The sequence below is a fragment of the uncultured Chitinibacter sp. genome (genome assembly GCF_945957625.1).
In the GTDB taxonomy this organism is placed as follows: Bacteria; Pseudomonadota; Gammaproteobacteria; order Burkholderiales; family Chitinibacteraceae; genus Chitinibacter; species Chitinibacter tainanensis.
In genome coordinates, this window is the sequence record NZ_CAMFLP010000007.1 from 158,702 (window position 1) to 178,948 (window position 20,247).

Genomic DNA, 20,247 nt, shown 5'->3' on the forward strand with positions numbered 1-20,247 from the left:
CAGGGGCCTCATGACATAAACCCGACGCCAAAACATCAAGAAAGCAAAGCAAAAAAATCCTCTGCCTGGCACTTCAACCTGACATCATCTTTCATTTCGCCTCAATGCCAACCCAAGTACATTCGGTATTTTTTGGCTCTCAGGCATTTCATCATGTCTGGATTGTATGCAACGTAAGATTCGTTGTTTTCTGAGCGCTGCGCCCTATTCAGATGGAGCTAAAAAACCGTCCTGTATTTAGGAGAGGCAGAGCGCGCTGCGGCGATCTACGGCTGCTGGGTGGTGGGGACGCGAATAGGTAGCAGTACCCCAGCTGTGATTGCTGAAGTACGACTTAACGGGCAGCCCGCAGGGACCGAGCCACTGGGCGAGGTCGGCAATTTACGTGAGTTCTTCTTACGTATTTTCGGTTCTACAGACAACGACGCACCGGGCATGATCCGGCGGTTCTCACAGGTGTTTGATATTGCGTTTTGAACAGACTGGGGACACTTATGAATTTATCCATACGTTCTTATTTGATGCAGCGCCCCATGCCTTCGCATTTATGCATTGGATTGAGCGGCGAGACCGACCCAAAGCAGTAAATAGATCCCCCTGCTTTACGGGGGCTCCAAGTTTCGAACAACCCTTTATTGTCATGCAAACGATATTACAGCAGCAGTTAGCAAGAAGTTAAAATATCAAAATGTTCGCCGAACTATCCAATCGGCTTTTTATCTTTTCCCAATTCGGCATCACCTGCCCCATTAGTCGGTAAAAGCGTTCACTGTGGTTGTGTTCAGCGAGGTGACATAGCTCGTGCAGAATTACGTAATCAATACAGTCTCTTGGTGCCTTAACTAAGTGAGGGTTAAGCGTCAATCTTCCTGCTGGTGAGCAGCTTCCCCATTGAGTTTGCATCACCAGAACGCGCAGTGGTGGCTTTTCGCTGACCCATAGGGCTTGCTCTAGCATTGCCTCTAATCGACGGGCAAAGACTTCTTTCGCTCTCGCTTTGTACCAGTCTGCAAGCAGTGCGATGATTTTCTCTGCTGACTTTTCCCGTACCGTCACTTCGATCTTTCCGCGCAATAGTTTTACTGATGGCTTTTCTGTCGGGTTTTCGATCACTTTCAGGACGTACTGTTTGCCAAGGTAGTAGTGGCTTTCGCCGCTGATGTATTGCCGTGGGCGTACGTGTTCTAGGCGGGATCGGAACTCGCGTAGTTGCTGATAAATCCAGCGCGCACGTTGTTTGGCAGCAGCAATCACTTGCTCATCACTGGCCGTTTCAGGTGCGCTGATTTGCACACGGCAATCTGGCAATACTTTGATCAGGATTTTGCCATTGCCTTCTGTGCGCGGTAGCCGCTCAAAACTAATCTGCTCGTCGGAATAGTTGAACGACAGCGTAGTTTTGCTCGGCTTTTGCTTTGGTTTGATTGCGACGTTCAACTTACACCCCAGCGGCATTCAAACCAACGCGGGTAATCTGCACCACCCATTCCACCATTGCCTTGGCCTGATCCATACCTGCACCAATGGCTTTGCACTCTTTGAATAAGAGCGGCAGCAATTGCTTGCGGATGTTGGCTTCGATGTTTTGCGGATTGATCGAATGCTCGCCCACGACTTGCTCAACCAGCTGGTCGATATCAAAAGCCAGTACCACCCATTTATCGAGTACCTGTGGATCGCTGATGGCAAATACCTCGGGCAGCGACTTTTTAAAGATGCCGAAATAGGCTTGCGCATGGCGATTGCCTTTGAAAGCATCTGGCAATTCATCCAGCTGGCGACTTTGCACTTTCTCTTCAAATTCGTGGAACAGCAGGTATTGTTTGAGCGGGTGATCGAATAGCTTTTCAGCCTCGGCAATCGCATCGCGCAGCAGCTTGGAGAAGGCCTCCTGCGCATACGGGTCATCACGCAATTCCTGCTCAATCATCTTGGCCACACGGGTTTTGATGATGTCGGTTTCGTTGCGGGTTTTCTCTTCCGACCAGTCTTCCAGTTTGGGTTTGCTGCCCATTTTACCAACTTCATAAGTGCCACCCGGCTCACGCACTTCAACGCCGACAACATGCTTATCGAGCAGTTTTTTCACCTGCGCGGCATAGTCGTCGTAGTTGATGGTTTCGCCTGAATCCTGCTTCACCAGTTGGCGCAAGCTGGAGAACTGCTTCACCGTTTCTTTGTAATGCTGACGGTCGGCATCGCTAAAACTGGTGTCTTCAAAGAAAGTAGCCGATTGCAGAGCAACTTTCAGGCAGCCAGAAAACTCGCTCAACGCCTCGTAAAAGTCATCACGCACTTTCTGGTTGATATCAACCAGTTCGCCGTTGCGCTCTTCGGTTTTCGGGATCAATACCTGGCGCAGTTGTTCGATGTCGTTCTTGTTTTTAACGCCATCAAATATTGCCCACAATTGCTTATACAAGCGCGGCAGGCGTTTGTATTCGGTACTCATCGGGTTGTAGAGGCCAGCGATATCGTTGATGTCGTAGCCGCCTTGAGTGCGGGAGGCCAGGTCCTGATACTTGGCAATGGTGGTATCTAGCTCGGCCAGAATGCCGCGATAGTCGATCAGCAAGCCGAACTTTTTCAGAGGATGCAGCCGGTTTACGCGGGCAATGGCCTGAATCAGGTTGTGCTCTTTGAGTGGCTTATCGATATACAGCACGGTGTTTTTCGGTTCATCAAAGCCGGTAAGCAGCTTATCCACCACAATCAGCAATTTCAGCGATTCATCTTTATCGAAACGCTCGATCACCTGTTTGGTGTAGGCCTGTTCGTCTTGCGAGCCGACATTGTCTTTCCACCATTGTGTTACTTCGGGGATCGACGCTTCATCCACTTCCGAATTACCCTCGCGGGTATCCGGTGCACTGATGACCACGGCGGATTCAAATAGCCCAACCTCATCGAGGTATTTCTTGTATTTGATGGCCGATGCTTTGCTATCGCAAGCCAGCTGGCCTTTCAGGCCTGCGGTGATGTTTTTATCAAAATGCTCGGCAATATCGCGGGCAATCAGCTGAATGCGATCTTCGGCGCGATAGAGCTCGCCGCGCTTGGCGTATTTGCGTTTCAGGTCGGCTTTCTGCTCGTCGGTCAGGCTGGTGGTAATGCGGGTGAAGCCTGCATCAATCGCTCGGTCGTTAATATCCAGATCGGGGATGCGCTCTTCGTACAGCAGCGGGGTAACGGCTTCGTCCTCCACGGCTCGTTGCATGGTGTAGGCATGCACAATCGGGCCGAATTTGCTGGTGGTTTTGTCATCCTTCAGCAACGGCGTGCCAGTAAAGGCCACGAAGGCAGCATTGGGCATGGCCTGCTTCATGCGGATATTGCTCTCGCCACCCTGGCTGCGGTGGCCCTCATCGATAAGCACGATGATGTCGGGGCTGGTGTTCACGCATTCTGGCAGCTTGGTCGCAGTATTGAACTTGTGAATCAGCGAGAAAATAATTCGCTCAGTGCCGGTGCTAATCTGTTCGGCCAGCCGCTTGCCCGAGGTGGCCAGTGCGGCTTCTTTGTCTTTCTTGCCCGCTAATTCGCCACCAGAAGCAAAGGTTTTGGAGAGCTGGCTTTCCAAGTCAACGCGGTCGGTCACTACCACAATACGGCATTGCTTGAGCGAATCATGCAGGATCAGCGCCTTGCTCAGAAACACCATCGTGAACGATTTGCCCGAGCCGGTGGTATGCCAGATCACACCGCCTTCGCGGCCTCCATCGGCGCGACGGGTATTGATGCGGGCGATTAGCCGCTTGATACCAAACACCTGCTGATAGCGGGCGACGATTTTGCCGACCTTTTTATCGTACAGCGTGAAATACCGCACCATTTCCATCAGGCGGGCAGGCTTGAGCAAGCTAATCAGCAATTTATCCTGCCCAGTCACCGCCAGCTCACCACCGGCGAGCAGCGATTGAAACCAAGCCAAATCCTTGGCTGGACGATGATTAAATAGGGTATCTGCCTGTAGCTGGCTCAGCGTCTTATTCTTGATCGCATACATCTCAGCATCAGAGATATCCTCTTCGCGCCAGGCAGCGAAAAACTTCTCCGGCGTGCCGCAAGTACCATAGCGGCCATCGGTGCCATTGATAGATAAAATCAGCTGCGCATAGGCAAACAGGCGCGGGATTTCATCGTGGCGCTGGTTCCGCAGTGATTGAGATATTCCTTCTGAAATGGTCGGGCCTTTTTTGGCATTACCATCGGGGCGCTTGGCCTCGATCACCACCAGCGGAATGCCATTCACAAAGCACACGATATCGGGGCGACGGCTATCAATGCCGCCCGTGCGCGTTACGCTGTATTCCTCGGTAAACAGGAAGCTATTGTTCTCTGGCGTTTCCCAGTCGATCAGTGCAATGGTCGGGTTGGCTTTCTTGCCATCCACAAACTCGGTCACCGAAATGCCGTACAGCATATGGTTGTAGAGTTTTTCATTGGCCAGCGCGAGGCCTTCATTCAGCGCCGGGCTACACACTTCGGCGATTAGCTTGTCCACTGCCTTGTCCGACAAAGCCTGCTCACGCCCCTCAAAGCGAAAACGCCGAGTTTGCAAAACCTGGCGCAGCTCATCGCGCAACACCACCTCATCCTGCTTGCCACCGCGTTTGGCCAAGGCCAGCTCGGGTGGCAGGAAAGTCCAGCCAAGATTGGTCAGTAGCGTTAGCGCAGGAATTTTTGCGCTGTATTCTTCCTGGAATTTTGGGGTGTGCTGAGTCATTGCCTTTCCACTTGAAGCGGTTGTTCAACACCCGGAATGATGCGCACATCCAGCATTTCTAATAGTTGAACAAGTGAAGGGATTAAATCTTCGGCCATTTGAACTGATTTGATGTAGTTCAAAAAAAACTTTGAACTAATTTCTTCTTCATTATTTGAAGTACGCAAAAACAATGAAACGCCAATTTTGTTTTCAAGATCAAGAATAAACTCACAAATTATTGGTTTAGACATTACTCTCTCAGGTCTGAATACCCCATTATCGTTCCAAGATCGCATAACATCAGCAAAATTAAGCCCATCAAACTCTGGTCGGTTATTTTTTTGTCCATCAAATCTTCTCTGAACAGCAATATTTTTAGGGTCGTTAACATCTGTAATTGCGCGCCCTAAATTGCCAAGCAATTCATCAATACGCAAGTTAATTGTAGCCTGAGGAATGTGCGGCACCAAAGTACATACATATTTTTTTAAAATCACAGTATCTGAAAATACAACAGACTCTATGCAATAGCCAACATGACTGTATGGAGTGCAACCTTTTCCAGTGATATTCCGTTTAAGGGTCTCATCTACAATGTTATTAGAAAAGTCTCTGTCGAATATGGCATACAGTCTTTTCCCTCTCAGTAAAGCTGATAATGTCCTTTTGTTGTATTCGATTTTTTGTAAAATATTATCTTTGCCTCTAAGAGGAAAAAATGTAACTTTTGACAAACAACCGCTAACGTGGGCAATGCATTTTATTTTATCGAAGATATTGTTAAGGTAGTCAGCATCATCCTCACCTTCAATAAATACAATCTTATCCGATTGATTCAACCGCTCAAGTGATAATATAACTCCACCTAATGCCTTTTTAATGACATCAAAATTCCTAGAGTCCACAGGTTTCAGTTCACCAGATGTTTTAGCGTCATCATTTAAGAAAAATATCTCACCATTTCCTGCATTTGTCACGAATTGATCGTTGTGACTGATAATAAAGAATTGATTGTGATCAATTCTTCGCAGGTGAGATAGTAGATTTTTCTGTAGTTTGGAATGAATGTGGGAGTCCGGTTCATCGACCAACAGTACTTTTAGTGGTGCGTCAATATATTCAATGGTGGCTAATATTTCCACGATTTGTAAGAAACCACTTCCTTGTAGATGTAAATCATATACTTTAGCATCGGAACCAATGCGTACTTCAAGTTGTATGAATTCATCTTTCTCGCGCCGAGTAGCTGGCGGAATGGAAAACTTTACAGATTTTTCAATTATTTCAGATAATCTTCTCTCAAGGTCGACTAATGAGTTCCTTTTTGAAATAATCTTATTTCGAAGCACCTCATGAGAATGCCCCGTTTTAATTTTCTTCTTAATTTGAGCTTCATTATAATATGGCTCAAACTGAGAAACCCCAGAAATTGGGCGCGTTTGATATATGAATATAGCCTCGTCAAGAAATTTGCCAGGCTGACAAAATGAAGCAGCAAACTCTACAAATTGGTCATAATCAATGGGTTGAACACGATAAAAAGCATTTTCAATCGATGTCGGGCACGTTACTGTAAAACCTAGGCTCCAAGTCTGAGGTGCATCAGCATCATTAGTCAGCGCTATGGTTAGCTCGGCACATTTACCTAACTCCGGATCTTTCGGGTCATGAAAAAGATCTTCATCATTTGCGATTCTTAGAAAATCAAGATCTTGATAATTAACATACCTGCTCGTTGATTGGCTTAACTTATAAAATCCTTTTCGAGAAGAGAGAATATAATTTCTATAACATTTTTCCCAGAGTTGAATTGCTTCAAAAATAGTAGACTTTCCAGTACTATTTTCTCCAATAATTATATTGAAATCATGATTGGGATGTATTGAGATTTTTTTAAATGCTTTAAAATTTCTCAAAGTGATTTCACTTATTCTTAATTTCATTGTTAGCACACCCTTAGATCAAAACTCTACGTTTACCCGTTAACAGCTCCTGCATCAGGGCTTTTTTCTCCTGTTTCAGTCCGTCGAGCTGGGATTGCAGGGTTTCGATTTCTTGGTCTGCACCGGAAAGAACCGAGGCTATTTTTTTCTGCTCATCAACAGGCGGGAGCGTAAGCTCCAGTTTCATTAGTTGCTTTTTCGAGAGGTTGTAGCGGGTAGCCCCTTGACCGAGAACTGCAATTTCACCGCGAACATGTTCACTCCGAAGAAGATAACGGGCGAATTCGGGCAACAGTGAATCAAAACCAAATAGCCGATATCCAAAGCAAAATGAGTTGAGGTATAACTCATCGACCTGATCAAGCAGAACCGAAGACATGCCAACTTCATCTGGCGTTTCGGATGATGTAGTGAAGAAAATATCGCCATATTGAGACAGCGACTGTGACTCACCTTCTTTCACATCAACAAGTTCTAGCGCGCTCACGTCGATTCGGCTGTTTTTAAAGATGTTGATGTATGGAATGTATTTTTTCCCAAAACCAAAATCGTCTTTAGTTTTGCCAGTTAAACCGTTGAACGTATTCCCCAGCTCGCCGAGGGTGTACTTTTTCCGCTCCCCCTCAAACCCCGGAAAGCGTTTTTTGCCGGTGAGCAGCTGTTGCATCAGGGCTTTTTTCTGCTGGCGGGCGAGGTCGAGTAGGCGCTCGGTGGTGGCGATGGCCTGATCCCAAGTCGAGAGGATTTGGGCGATTTTCTTTTGTTCAGGCAAAGGAGGAACAGGAACCTGAATTGATTTAACAATCCCACCACTTAGATTTTCTTGACCGCCACTGTTCGACATTTCGCGAATGTGCTCATATCGGCTCATTAAGAACTGAAAATAGTATTCAACATGATGGCCTTCATTCAGCAAAATAGCAGCGCACGCCTGATTTGTGGATGCTTCGATGCCGAGTTTTGCTACTTGACCGCGAGTTTTTCCTTGTCCATACATCGCCATCAAAATGGTATCGACCGGAAATAATTTAGCGGATGAGTTGTTCAATCCCTCGACGGTAATTTTCTCTGCGGTATCCAATATTGTTCCAAATTGAACCTCCGCCGTTGTGACCCAAGGTACATCGCCGCCCCAATATTCAGGGGTCTGCCTGCTAGGTGTACCACCAGAGCTAATTTTCGCAATTTCATCGAGCGTACTGAGTTTCCAAGTTTCAGGCAACATAACCCAGCTCCTGCAGATATTTCGCCATCTCGGTTTCCAGCGCATTCAACTTCACTTTCAGCTGCTCGCGCTCGGCGCGTACTGCCAGCAGATCAATTTCTTCCTCTTCTTCAAAGGTATCGACGTAGCGCGGGATGTTCAGGTTGAAGTCGTTGTCTTTGATCTCGTCAAAGCTCGCCACATAGGCGTATTTATCGACGTTCACGCCTTCGCGGTAGGTGCTGACGATCTTGGCGATGTTGTCGTCTGTCAGCTGGTTTTGGTTTTTACCGGCTTTGCATTCGCGGCTGGCGTCGATGAACAGCACGTTGGTGTCGGATTTTTCCTTGCTGAAAATCAGGATCGCCGCTGGGATGCCGGTGCCGTAGAAGAGTTTTTCCGGTAGGCCGATGACGGCGTCGAGCAGGTTTTCTTCAATTAGCTTTTGCCGAATTGCCCCTTCGCTGCTGCCACGGAACAGCACGCCATGCGGCACCACCACGCCCATGCGGCCGCTGCCGGGTTTCAGTGTTTCGATCATGTGCAGGATAAAGGCGTAGTCGCCCTTGGTTTTGGGCGGAATGCCACGGCGGAAGCGGCTGTATTTGTCGTTTTCAGCTTCGTCATGCCCCCATTTTTCCAGGCTAAACGGCGGGTTGGCGGTGACGATGTCGAACAGCATCAGCTCGCCGTTTTTATCGAGCAGCTTGGGGTTGCGGATGGTGTCGCCCCATTCGATTTTGTGGTTGTCTTCGCCATGCAGAAACATATTCATCTTGGCCAGCGACCAGGTCGAGCCGATGGCTTCCTGCCCGTACAGCGCATAGTTTTTACTGCCGTGATTGCTGACCACTTTGCGGCCACATTTCATCAACAGCGAGGCCGAGCCGCAGGCTGGGTCGCAAATGCTGTCGCCCGGCTGCGGGTCCAGCAGCTCGGCAATCAGCTCGGAAACTTCGGGCGGGGTATAGAATTCACCGGCTTTCTGGCCACCGCTGGCGGCGAAGTTTTTGATCAAAAATTCATAGCCGTTGCCGATGATGTCGAGCGTGCCGACGCGGCTGGGCTTGAGGTTGAGTTCGGGCTTGGCAAAGTCTTCCAGCAGGTGGCGCAGGATGGTGTTTTTCTGCTTTTCTTCGCCCAGCTTGTCGGTGTTGAAACTGATGTCCTGAAACACGCTTTTGCCCGCGTCTTTGAGCTTGGTGCCGTTGGCTTCTTCAATCGCGTGCAGCGCCTGATCAATGCGCTCGCCATTGCCCGGCTCGTGGCGACGTTCGTGCAGCTTGTAGAAGCTGGCCTCGCGGGGCAGCACGAAGCGCTCGTTTTTCAGCATTTCTTCGATTAGCTCGGGCTCATCGCCGTATTCGGCCTGATACCCGTCATAGTGGTCTTGCCATACATCGCTAATGTATTTCAGAAACAGCATGGTGAGCACGAAGTCTTTGTAGGTATCGGCGCTGATGGTGCCGCGAAATGTATCGCAGGCCGCCCAGAGCGCTTTGTTGATGTCGTCCTGATTGATTTGGTCGGTCATGGTTATTCCTTGGATGGCGTATTTTTAATGGTTTGTATTGCGGGCGTTGCCGTGGTGAGCAGGTCGGCGGCTAGCTCATTCGCGATGGCGGCCAGCATGTGCTCGCCATTTCGGCGCAGTTGTTCGATGAGGCGCAGCTCTTGCTGCAAGGTATTGGCGAGGCCAATAATGGCCTGCTGGCGGGCTAGATCAGGTATGGCAATGGGTATCTCTTCCAAAGCATTGCGTTTAATGGCTTTGGTGAGGGTACCCTCAGCATTGAGCTCGAAATAGCGCTGACTTGGCGGCTGATTGAGAAACCAGCACAGGTATTCGGGTAATAATTGTGGGGCAGTGGCGCGGACAATGAAGAACTGCGGTGCAGCGATGGCCTGCTTACCGGTTGCGGTGAGAGAGTCATCAATCAACACCGCATAATTACGGCTACCACGGGCGGCAACCAGAATATCGCCAACTTGCAGGCAATCATCACGGCGGCCTGTGGGCTCGGTTTCAATACAGTCAGCCCAAGCCACACCGCCGAGTGCCGAGGCATCTTTCATCTGCACAGCTACAATCCCAGAGCCTGGCGACTCAGGAATCTTCCCCCGAAAGGGGTGCCCAGCAGAGATGTTGGCGAGGTGTTTCAGTTGCATGCTTGTGCCGTTTCTTTAGCGATACTGCACAGTATTCTTCCCAACAAACCTTGTCAACAAATATCGTTTCTTTTCCGTTACTGCATAAAAAAGCCACGCATTTGAGCGTGGCTTTCAAATTTTGCGGATTGTGAAGCTTCCAAATAACACGCGGATGAAATTTAACATTCACATGATGTCAGCACATAAAAAACAAACGAGCCGCTTGGCGTAGCACTGCATTCTCTTGCTCAAGTCGCTGGATGCGCTGTTCTAGCTCGTGTGTGGACTTTCGTGGTTCGAGCGTTTTGGTATTTTGCAGTTCACGTTTCATAAACTCTTCGAGCCCGATACGCTGCCACGTGGCCAATGTCGATGGGTGAACGTCAAAGCGGCGCGCAGCTTTGGTCAGACTGCCAACACGGCGCAAGTATTGCAAGGTCTCGATTTTAAAGTGGTTTTGGTAAAAATTTTTCATGACGGCATTGAAAACTAAGAATTCCTTAGTATATCTTATGTGAAGGAACTAAGAAAATCTTAGGTATTGCATCTAACTCGGACGTTCGCAATGCCTATCCAATCGCCGTTCCCAGTTCGCCTCAAAGAAGCGAGACTCAATAAAGGCTTAACCCAAGTGCAACTGGGAGTGAGGATGGGTATGGATGAAAACAGTGCGAGCGCACGAATGAACCAGTACGAAAAAGGCAAGCATGCGCCAGATTACGACACGATGAAACGCATGGCTGAAGAGCTGGAAGTGCCGGTGGCGTATTTCTTTTGTGAGACCGAACTAGAAGCTAGTTTGCTGAAGGCCATTAGTAAGCTCAGTGATGATGGCAAGCAGAGCTTGCTCGCTAAGTTGCTCGAACTGCAAGCCTGAAAGGCAAGTAGTCAACTCGGATTGCCCTTAAGGGGCATGATTGGTCTCACTGCATTCGAGGTTTGGATCGTAGTTGCGAACTAAGTGCTAGATTCAAATTTCGATCACCAATGCATCGTTGAAATGAGGGTTTTCTCTTCCCTCGTGAGAGGCATACCCTCGTGGATTGCATACGATCCTAGTCGCATTCAGTATGTAATCAAAGCTGTGATGGGTATGGCCATGAACCCACAGAACGGATAAGCCCATTAAATCACTGAGATCAGAGATAAATGCAGAAGACAGTAAGTCGTGCTGGTATCGAGGGTGTAAGCTCCCTACTGCAGGAGCATGATGCGTGATTACTACTGTTTTACCTTCAAACGGTTCGGCTAGTGCTTGCTGCAACCAAGCATAATCTAACTCGTGCACCTTCACACTATCACTGGGAGTGAAGAGCTGCACTCCATATTCTGTAGACTTTGAAATATAGCGAAAATCTGCCATGGCTCGTTGTGCAAGCAGCTTTGCAGCTCCACATTTAGCTAAACCAAACAAGCTAAAGTCAGTCCAGAGGGTGCACCCCAAAAAGCGGACGTCTCCGATTACAACACTTTGGCGTTGTAAGACATAAATCGGTGGTCTGGCCTGCTGTTGTAGTTCTGAATCTATAGTCGCTAAGTTTGACCCATAGTATTCATGGTTCCCAGGGACGTACAGAACTGGGATGTATTTGAAATTTTCTTTCAGCCACTTCAGCCCTCTGGTGCCTTCGGCCAGATCGCCAGCAAGAATGACCAAGTCCGCATCAGCAACTTCTGCTTCGTATGGGTAAATATCAATATGAAGATCGCTCAAAATCCAGAGTTTCATTGAGTATGAGTGTTATTTTGGTCAGATCAAATGACACCCCTCAGTTGGGCGACTTAGCGACGTCGTTCAACTCGCCGCTGAAAGTCGATGTCAAATTCTGATGGCAATGTGCCTTTCCGAAGTTCGTGTCGCTTAACGAAATACAAGGCAAGCGCTCCCATACCCGCCAAGAGCGCGGGCGGAACAAAAAAACCAAGCAGCAAAACCATAGCAGAACTCATCATCGTTCACCCGTTCCTGCGAAGCGACCTTCGAATAGTTCGATCATCACATCTTTGCCATTAACGTCTATGAAGTAGGGCTCATGAACGCCAAGGGTGCGGCATGCTAAGAAACGGTCAATGATGAAGGCCGACCGCTGTTGGAGAACCGCCCGATTACGGTGAAGCGCATCCAGCGCGGGGGTCATGTTTGCCTTCTCGACGTTCTTCCGGCCGAGGTAATCCATAAAACGTGTGGCGTTGCAAATTGTAGCGTATGACTCATAACCAATCGCCTGCGCTTCATCGTTCAAGCGATCGAGAAAGATCTTGAGTTCCTCAATGTTGGCGAAACCAAACTCTTGCGCAAAATGATTAAGGCGTTCTAATCGAGCCAATTTGGAATACTTGCGATCCCGTTCATATTGGAGTGCGGCTTTAGATATGTCCGAATCTCCCAAGCCACGGCGCTCGAACTGCTCCAACGTGAACGGCTCATCATCATCAATGTCAATTGTGGAAGAACTGCTACGGTACCGAGCTAACAATTCCTGTTCCGCGTTGAATTTAGCTGCCGCCACCCGGAAATCATCCATCCGTTTGGAGATTGAATCGTTCGCTAAAAAGGCCTCTATTTCGTGTTCGTCGATCGGGTAGATGATATATCCATGGAATGCAGCAAGACATAAATGCCGAGGATCATGGATAGAAAATTTGGAGGGGGGGATTACTTCGGTTCTGGATAACTCAATGAGACCACGGAGGCATTCTTTGCCAAGATACTTGGCATAGAATTTGTCGTAGCCAAACTGAACACTATCTTGTGACGGAGATAAGCTAGATGGGAGGCCAAGGAACTCAGCATAGAAATCATCATAGCCTAAATCGCCACTATCATGTGGCGGGCATAGATTATGGGCCTGTAGGTCAAATTGGTACTGCTCAGGATCTACAAAGCGTAGTAGAAAACGCTGTTCGCGAGGCTTTAAATTCGCATAGTCATCCATAGCAGGCAGGTTTGCTAAATTCGATCCGAAGAGCGCATAGCGGTAGTACGAGTGGTTCCGGAGTACCTGATATGGCTTGATCGATGTACCGATAATGGCCGAGCGCTGCCGTTTTGCCCTAGCCAGACTAGCTCCAAACTCAAGTGACTTGCTGAGCATCTCCCTCAAACTTTTATCAAAGTATTGCAGAGGATTGCAGATTGCGCCCGCAGCAACTACGTCAATTCTATCGTTGAAGAATCGCACACACTCCATTACGTGAGAGTCATAGAAGCTTGGCTCGGGGCGGGGCGACCAATCAGAGAAGGGGGTAGGTAAACCCACTAGAATTAACTCGGTCACCTGCGGAATGTTGTCAATGCGAACACGCATCAGGGGATTTAGCATCTCAAACTTCAAAGGAGCAGATTCTCTGAGTCGCTGCGCGATCAGGAGGCTTGCCGCGAAGGCAGCTATTTCGCCAAGTTGTCGATGATTAGCCTCTTCGACAACCTTCTGCAAGTATTGTTTGGCGATTTCATTTTGCCCATGCCGAAGGTGCCAGAGCCCTTCCATATAGTTGACTACGAACTGCAATAAACCAAGGGGGTCAACTTCGCTCAAATGCGCACGCAACTTGTCGAAATTAGCTACATCCACATTCTCTAGCATAGAATAAAGATTGTTGTACTCCTTTAAGAGGGTCGAATTCGGTGTAAGGTAGTGCCTGTACTTGGATAAGCTGTTTTGCTTTTTTTTATGAGGGACATATCCCTCCTTTTGCTCGTCCGTATCTGCAGACAGATTATTGGCAAGAAGCGAGAGTATATTTTGTTCTGGAATAATCTCAGCAGCCATAGCACTCAACCGCATCGTAGCCATGCCAGCGAGGTATAACCCACGTATAGCATCAACAGCAGCATCGAGTTCCTGTGAAGAGGAGAGGACACTCTGCATTTCAGTGCGTAGATTGACGAGATCCTGCTCGATGGATGAATGCTTACGTTGTGAACGTTGGTCCAGCCTGGCAAGCATCAAACGAAACTCACTGGCATTGACACCCTTAGGGATCTCTTTTTTTATTGCTGTCTTCCAAGTCTCCAGATAAGACCCAGTATTCCCCGTGGGCAATTTAGTATGTTCTTTAAGCAGCTGCCTAGCTCTACCCAGCGTCGACATGGGGTATTTGTAGGCATCATCAAGTATTTGAGCAAACCATGGAACTGCACAGCTTTCGATAAAGCATCGCAAGCCCTCAGATTCCGTTGCCTCGCTTAGCAGTGGGATAGACCTTTCATCAGTTAGCACTTTTTCGGCATCAAGTAAACGCTTTCGGATAAGACTCCGGAGCTCTTTGCTAGAGCCCGCCATCAGATCCAAGAGCTGGTCTTGAAGACCAGAATGTTGAGGCATGCCACTATACATATCAATCCGCCGACTGAAGGAACCGAGGTCGGAGAGCGAATCCTCTTTGTTCCGAGCAACCCCAAGGCCAGATGCCAAGCAGTCTATGACAGCTGAGTAGGTCGGCAAACGTGCGTAGCTAAGGGGAGGAGAGGTGGACATTGGTTTCCGTGATTTCCGGTAGTGCGTGATTACGTCATTTGAGATTATCTGGTGGCTATCTGTAAAATTCAATCCACGAGGGATAACTTATGAAGGCATTTGATAATATAGAAGATGTCGCACAAGCATTGGGGGATGGCGGTCCCTTCGCTCCTGACATCCATTTTGATACAGTAGAACAAGTCGTTGATGCGCTAATTGAACTTGGTTGCACCGACAAGGTGTTTGTCTATCATGACGATCACTTGGGTCTAAAACGCAATTTGTCAGATAAATTCTTGGCCGCTCAGTTAAGCGATATCGAGAACCCAGAGTTTCAACTAGACATTGAATCGGTTCTTGATCAAGCCAATATTATCATCCCCTTTTCTGAACGAGAGTTGTCAGAATATGACATTGCTGAGATAAGAGAGGACAAAATCTCAAGGGGGGAAACTGTTGATGATTAAGTCTTGCTGATCAAGGTAACTGCTAATTTCTGCAGCCGAGAGGGGAGCCATTAAGGCGCTCCTCAAGGCTGCAACTCTGCGCGCAGGGTCCACGCGGCCATAACTTAAGCGTAAATCACATTGAGTTACCCACAACTTTAGTAGCACTGTCCTATGAATATTCGCGCCGACGATTCTTTTAACTATCTGCCGAGATTTACTAGACTCACGGTTTTACGCAGCGAGCGATTGAAGCATATTGAAAAAGACGTGTTTTGGTTGGGTCAGCTGAACGCCGACAGATAGTTCAAAAAATCATCGGCGACAAAAGTCAATGATAACAAAGGGATAGCATCGCACTCTTTCATCTGGAATTTGCTGCAGGGACTTCACATCCACATTCACAAACCCGGGTTCATAAGCATTTAACGGCCGACGTCCCCTGGTCTGAGCCTGCCGGTGGCTCGAGGTCCCGCAGACAACGGATGCCATGACGAGCCAGGTAATGGCCAAGGTTGGCTCGCGAGACCTATGATTAAGAAATCCGCGCACGACAATCAGCAGCTCATGTTCATTAGCTCATTTCTTCTGGCCGAGTTTTGACCAACGCTCGAAGATCTAAGTTTGGAATAGCTTTTGCATTTGCAAATATTCTTTCAATCAGACGAAGCTGCTCGGCATTATTGCGTTCCAAAACTGCAATTTCCGCCTTTAAACGCTCCACTTGAGCCAGCAAATTGAGGTCCGAAGCCTTGACCGTTGTGTATAAAGCAGGCGTGACTCCACGAAGCTGGGCCTTCTTCTCTTGAAAGCGCGCATTAATTCCGAGGTAGGTGCAAAGAGTCTGCCGAGTAGTATCAACATCTAACTCCAGTTTGATACGCTCTACCAAAGCTTCCCATGTCAGCTTTCCAGTCCATCTAGATAAAAGGACCTCAATTTTTCTTTGCTGCAACGCCGAAATTTTTGGAGTGGCCACTCAAGCCCCCTCTCCAGATAGTCCAAAGGATGACAATAGAGACTGTAATTTTGAATTAGAGCTGACTACCTCATCTTTATCACGACTCTCAACCAGAGATTTTAATTCCCTATCAAAATCTGGAAATACGCACAATTTATTTGTAATTAATTTATTTTGCAAATCAGACAAATAAAACTCCGATTTATTTTTGGAAAAGCGGATCACACTCCCCTTTGGACTTGTCTTCATCAAATGAAGCAACTCAGACAGAATATAAGTATTACGGGAATGAACAACATACCAGCGCTGCATTGCTAGAGAGATCGGCAAGCGGTGGTCAGCAGAGACCATCGCAAGCCTCGAATTTTGGTACTGATAATCTTTATCTAAGAAAGAAATCGCCTTATCATCTCCAGCAATATGACAAGCCTCTGGACATAGGAAACACTGTGAAACAAAGTCGTTTAAATAATCACAGGGCATCGAATTTAGATCTTGAGTACAAACACCAGTCGAGGTGATGGTCGCAGGAAGGTTGGCTAGTTTAATCAAATCTTCTTGTGCGATGACTCGAATCTCTCTTCTGTCATTTTCGGGTAGATTAAAGATGGCGCTCACCCGATCTGCCCGCTCTTGATGGCTAGTATGGATATACGTTGTTGTTTGATTCGGGTTCCGCCGACCTGACCATGCTGTAATTATTTCATGCGGAATACCACTTTGATCGGCAAGCGTATTTCCAAAATGACGCAAGGAGTGTGGTTGAAGGGTCAGTTCCTTTGAAAAACCATGTTCTTCAAATACCGATCGAATAAGCTTTGAACCTTTAAGCTTGCCTGCAGCCAGCGTGCCTAAGCTAGATAAAGGAACCAATGCGTACGGCGATGCTTGAAGCACCTTTCCTCCTGAGCCTGCGCCATGGTGACGGCCATAAACCCAATCACCTTGTAGGCAAAATAATGCATCAGCCAGCCTAATGTTAGGCTCACCAGTTGTATAAGAAAGTGGAAACTCAGGTAGCACTGTCCTTTTATAAAATGCAATCCACCAGTCTTGAATTTCTTTAATAGTTGCAGTCGAGGCACCAGAGAACTCATCAGTAATTTTCTTTGAAATATTCTCATATCCGAATAAAAATGGAAAACTAGAAAAGGATGTAGTTCGTGCTAGTGAAGTACTCAAACGATCACTAAGCCTTAAGAGATAAATAAATTTTTTATCAAAATATTTGTACATTTTCCGTGAACCAACACCACAAAGATCTACACCATCTTTAAGAACTGGAACACTATCTTCAACCTCATAAAATCCAAGCAGATACCCCAATACAAATAGATTTGTAGGCCGGTCAAAATCTATATTTAACTTTCTCCGAACATCATCAACCTCAAAACCACCTAGCAATTCATTCAAGCTTAGCTGTGGATTTTCATAAAATCGACACAATATTCTTGCAGGCTCACATTTAATCAAAAAGAAATTTATCGCTTTTTCAAGTTCTGAAGCTAGAGCCCCAAGCACATGGGTTTTATTATCCTGATAACCTTTGCTACCCTTCCAATCCAGAAAATAGACTTTAGCATCATTAACTTCAGAATAGGACTTAAGCTGCTGCTTTGGTAGTGCAGTAAATTCTACAGATAGTCGACTTGGTGTCGCCAAACCCGCTAATGCATAGGTAACAACCCAAGCATCAACAACATTTATTTTTTCACCTTCACTTAGGACCCCATTTTGATCTACACTCGTAAATACTTTTGAAAAAATACTGCCCAGTGCGATAATAGACTCTATTTTTGGCAGCCTCTCCACCCTCTTTTCAAATTCAGCATGACCTGTTCTGTCTCTTGCTTCTGAACTTCTGATATCAACTCGTGGCATCAGCCCTTTGCCAATACAAAATGAGAGAAATGGCCGCAAATGACTGGAATCAGAAACACCTATACGTTTACCACAAATTGTCGATTCAGTCTGAGCATAAAGATGACCTTCCATAAAAGAGAGCAGCTTTCTCGCGGCTGAAACCCGAGCCGCTTTCTCAGCAAATGAAATCGGATAATTCACCACCTCTATAATCCAAACTTTAACCAAATAATTATATGGATAATTAAGAACATATTTAGATTGCCTCCCTGAACGACCTTTACCCTTCACACCATGACGACCACAAAGAAATCGAGTTTTCCGCCCAGAGTTTGGATCACGATAAAACCAAATTAAGTCATCAAAGCTTGCCGAGCAACCATCTGGACCTGTAAATTGACCAAGCGACTGTTCGCGGTATTCTGCAATCAACAAATAAAGGCGATCAAGAAACTTATTTAACATTCAACCCCCTCTTCGCCATCAGCATTTCATCACAAATCGAAACAGTTAACCTAATCCACTCAACCTGACTTTGTAACTTCTCGATACTTCTATTATAAAAACCACTCAAAATTGAACCTTTGTTGACACTCAATTTATCTAGAGCACATTGCAACACGGCCCGATGATTCGCTTCCAAAATCGGTCTAAAATTAGGGCACCCATAGCATCCAAGTGGCCGACCTAATTCAGCCGAACATCTCGCACATGACGTTTTGCATTTAACGCCACCAACTTCATTAAATTGATTATCAAAAACAATATCTTCACCCTCGAGATCTAGAGTTATCACTCCGCGAAATGCTTGCTTCAGAAAAGCATTTCCAATATAATTTTTATCAATCAGCTTTCTTGACTCATAGTCAATATCAATATAATGCCGAACTGCTGGTACGGTAACTCCAGTAATTTTTGCCAATTGTGTGACAGGCAATCCAGCTTGAGCACCACGGGTTAAAACGGCATGTCGTATTCGGTTATTGCTCGGAGTACAATTAGGCCTTCGATCAGAAACCACCACCACATTTCTCAAAGCTGCAGTTACTATGTTCTCACCCACATGAAAAGCAGTTGATGAATTAGTAAACAATTCAGTGAATACACCCAACGACTCAAACTTAGCAGAAAAAAAATCAATCGAAATAAAAATAGGCATATTCATCATAGCCCGCAACAGCACCGCTCGATCAATAATTATTCCATTCAAATTCAAGCACTGCATCACACCATCAAAATATAAACTTTTATATTTCATTAGCACTCCCGATAGACTTTCTGTCAGCGAGAGCGGATATCGTTCTGGAAATGAGCGTGGGTGGCTCAATCCAGTTGACTTGGCATAAAAAACTCTAAGCTGAAGTGACTCAACACCCGTACTCATTATGTGATCATCTTCTTGAATATTCGGATCATCAAATACAGCACCAACAGGAATCAAATCCGACCACTTCAACATAGCGATTTGAATAGGCCTCCTAACAATCGACAAAATCAACTTATTGCTTACGCAATTTCTCAACTCACCAAAACCATTATTGGTCTTCAAATAAAAAGGCATCCCGCGCAAAACAGACCAATCAAACTTTTGTAGATTTATATTAATTTGCTTAGCCAACGAATCAAACTCAACATCACTCAACGCCCCCTTCATTGGATCTAATGCCCTTCTTATATTTCTATCCAAATGCTTACTTGTAAATTGGTGATATTCTTCAAAGTTCTTGTACCCCATCCTCGAAAGCGTTCCAAAGAACTGATTCAACCCCTTTTTATTATTTGTCTTTAGACCACTCCAAGCCGCTTTAAGGCTAACTAGTGGTGGAATGCCGTTAGACAACAAAGGTCTTGTATTATGAACTATCCCAGTAGCTGTGCTGGCATTTTTCATTCGCACATAATGAACTAATACCTCAAGAATTATTTTTTTCTCATCGTCAGGCATCTTTGATCTGTGGATCCAGCCAACTGAAATAACATGCCCTTTCCCTTTATTTGGAAGAATCTGCCATTCATCATCCAATACATTAATCATCAAACCTGACTTTGCAATAATCAGCCCATCCTCATTCCCAACCAAATTTGCACCCAAAGCGGTCATAGGCCATCCATCCTTTTTTGATGAGCTAGTGAAATCTCCTTTGCCTTCAACGCCAAGCGTTTATCATTGTATGTTTCATTCATTATCGACAATTCACTCCAACCCATTGCATATTTTCGGATATCTTCCAATAGTTTAGGATCCACTCCCTGAGCCTCCCCCTCCTTATCAAACACCTCGTTCCATTTATGCCTCAGTAAGTGCGGATGAATACTAAATTGAAGAACATCGGATAGCTTTTGAAAAATTGCATTGATTGACTTTAGAGAAATTGGACACCCAATAGTCCCGCGCGAGTTTTTTTCACTAACAAAAATAAAATCATGCGCTTGTCGCATAGGAACTCTCGACCTGATTTGCTCAATGTAAATTTTAATCTGCCTCATCAATACCGGGGAGACTGTAAC

15 protein-coding genes are annotated in these 20,247 nt (G+C 46.4%); 2 read left to right on the forward strand and 13 right to left on the reverse strand.

Features of this window, described 5'->3' with window-relative positions:
* Nucleotides 1–675: 675 nt before the first annotated feature.
* The 7 genes from QV747_RS10240 to QV747_RS10270 all read right to left on the reverse strand — a co-directional run bounded on the left by QV747_RS10240 (nt 676) and on the right by QV747_RS10270 (nt 10,481).
* Nucleotides 676–1,437 (reverse strand): M48 family metallopeptidase, encoded by a 762-nt coding sequence (locus tag QV747_RS10240; RefSeq protein WP_273429744.1) that lies wholly within the window; start codon nt 1,435–1,437, stop codon nt 676–678.
* A gap of 1 nt (nt 1,438) precedes the next feature.
* Nucleotides 1,439–4,726 (reverse strand): type I restriction endonuclease subunit R, encoded by a 3,288-nt coding sequence (locus tag QV747_RS10245; protein WP_273429743.1) that lies wholly within the window; start codon nt 4,724–4,726, stop codon nt 1,439–1,441.
* On the reverse strand, nt 4,723–6,651 hold the full coding sequence (locus QV747_RS10250; protein WP_273429742.1) for an ATP-dependent endonuclease: 1,929 nt from the start codon (nt 6,649–6,651) through the stop codon (nt 4,723–4,725). The genes QV747_RS10245 and QV747_RS10250 overlap by 4 nt, the downstream gene beginning before the upstream one ends.
* A 13-nt stretch (nt 6,652–6,664) precedes the next feature.
* Nucleotides 6,665–7,876: a restriction endonuclease subunit S gene (locus QV747_RS10255; RefSeq protein WP_273429741.1), complete on the reverse strand. Its 1,212-nt coding sequence runs from the start codon at nt 7,874–7,876 to the stop codon at nt 6,665–6,667.
* Nucleotides 7,866–9,389, reverse strand: a complete 1,524-nt coding sequence (locus tag QV747_RS10260) for a type I restriction-modification system subunit M (protein ID WP_273429740.1) — start codon at nt 9,387–9,389, stop codon at nt 7,866–7,868. The genes QV747_RS10255 and QV747_RS10260 overlap by 11 nt, the downstream gene beginning before the upstream one ends.
* A gap of 2 nt (nt 9,390–9,391) precedes the next feature.
* Nucleotides 9,392–10,024 carry a hypothetical protein gene (locus QV747_RS10265; protein WP_273429739.1) on the reverse strand — a complete coding sequence of 211 codons (633 nt, stop codon included), beginning with the start codon at nt 10,022–10,024 and terminating at the stop codon, nt 9,392–9,394.
* 178 nt (nt 10,025–10,202) lie between these two features.
* Nucleotides 10,203–10,481, reverse strand: coding sequence for a hypothetical protein (locus QV747_RS10270; RefSeq protein ID WP_179355276.1), 279 nt, complete (start codon nt 10,479–10,481; stop codon nt 10,203–10,205).
* A gap of 90 nt (nt 10,482–10,571) precedes the next feature.
* Between QV747_RS10270 and QV747_RS10275 the strand changes: the two genes are divergently transcribed.
* The gene (locus QV747_RS10275; RefSeq protein WP_273429738.1) at nt 10,572–10,883 is read left to right on the forward strand and encodes a helix-turn-helix domain-containing protein; all 312 of its coding nucleotides are present in this window, start codon (nt 10,572–10,574) and stop codon (nt 10,881–10,883) included.
* Between the two features lie 93 nt (nt 10,884–10,976).
* Here the strand turns inward: QV747_RS10275 and QV747_RS10280 are convergent, their stop codons facing one another.
* Entirely contained in the window at nt 10,977–11,735 is a 759-nt protein-coding gene (locus QV747_RS10280) for a metallophosphoesterase (RefSeq protein ID WP_273429737.1), read from the reverse strand.
* A gap of 220 nt (nt 11,736–11,955) precedes the next feature.
* The gene (locus QV747_RS10285) at nt 11,956–14,487 is read right to left on the reverse strand and encodes a hypothetical protein (protein WP_273429736.1); all 2,532 of its coding nucleotides are present in this window, start codon (nt 14,485–14,487) and stop codon (nt 11,956–11,958) included.
* 89 nt (nt 14,488–14,576) lie between these two features.
* On the opposite strand from QV747_RS10285, the gene QV747_RS10290 reads away from it, so the two are divergent.
* Complete coding sequence (locus QV747_RS10290) at nt 14,577–14,936, forward strand: hypothetical protein (protein ID WP_273429735.1); 360 nt, start codon at nt 14,577–14,579, stop codon at nt 14,934–14,936.
* A 553-nt stretch (nt 14,937–15,489) separates the two neighbouring features.
* On the opposite strand, the gene QV747_RS10295 is transcribed toward QV747_RS10290, so the two are convergent.
* The 4 genes from QV747_RS10295 to QV747_RS10310 form a co-directional block, all read right to left on the reverse strand.
* Entirely contained in the window at nt 15,490–15,894 is a 405-nt protein-coding gene (locus tag QV747_RS10295; protein WP_273429734.1) for a hypothetical protein, read from the reverse strand.
* Entirely contained in the window at nt 15,895–18,204 is a 2,310-nt protein-coding gene (locus tag QV747_RS10300; RefSeq protein ID WP_273429733.1) for a hypothetical protein, read from the reverse strand. It lies immediately after the preceding gene.
* Nucleotides 18,194–19,840, reverse strand: coding sequence for a hypothetical protein (locus QV747_RS10305; RefSeq protein WP_273429732.1), 1,647 nt, complete (start codon nt 19,838–19,840; stop codon nt 18,194–18,196). The genes QV747_RS10300 and QV747_RS10305 overlap by 11 nt, the downstream gene beginning before the upstream one ends.
* The coding region (locus tag QV747_RS10310) for a hypothetical protein (RefSeq protein ID WP_288791501.1) at nt 19,837–20,247 on the reverse strand (411 nt) is incomplete at its 5' end. The genes QV747_RS10310 and QV747_RS10305, both read right to left, overlap by 4 nt.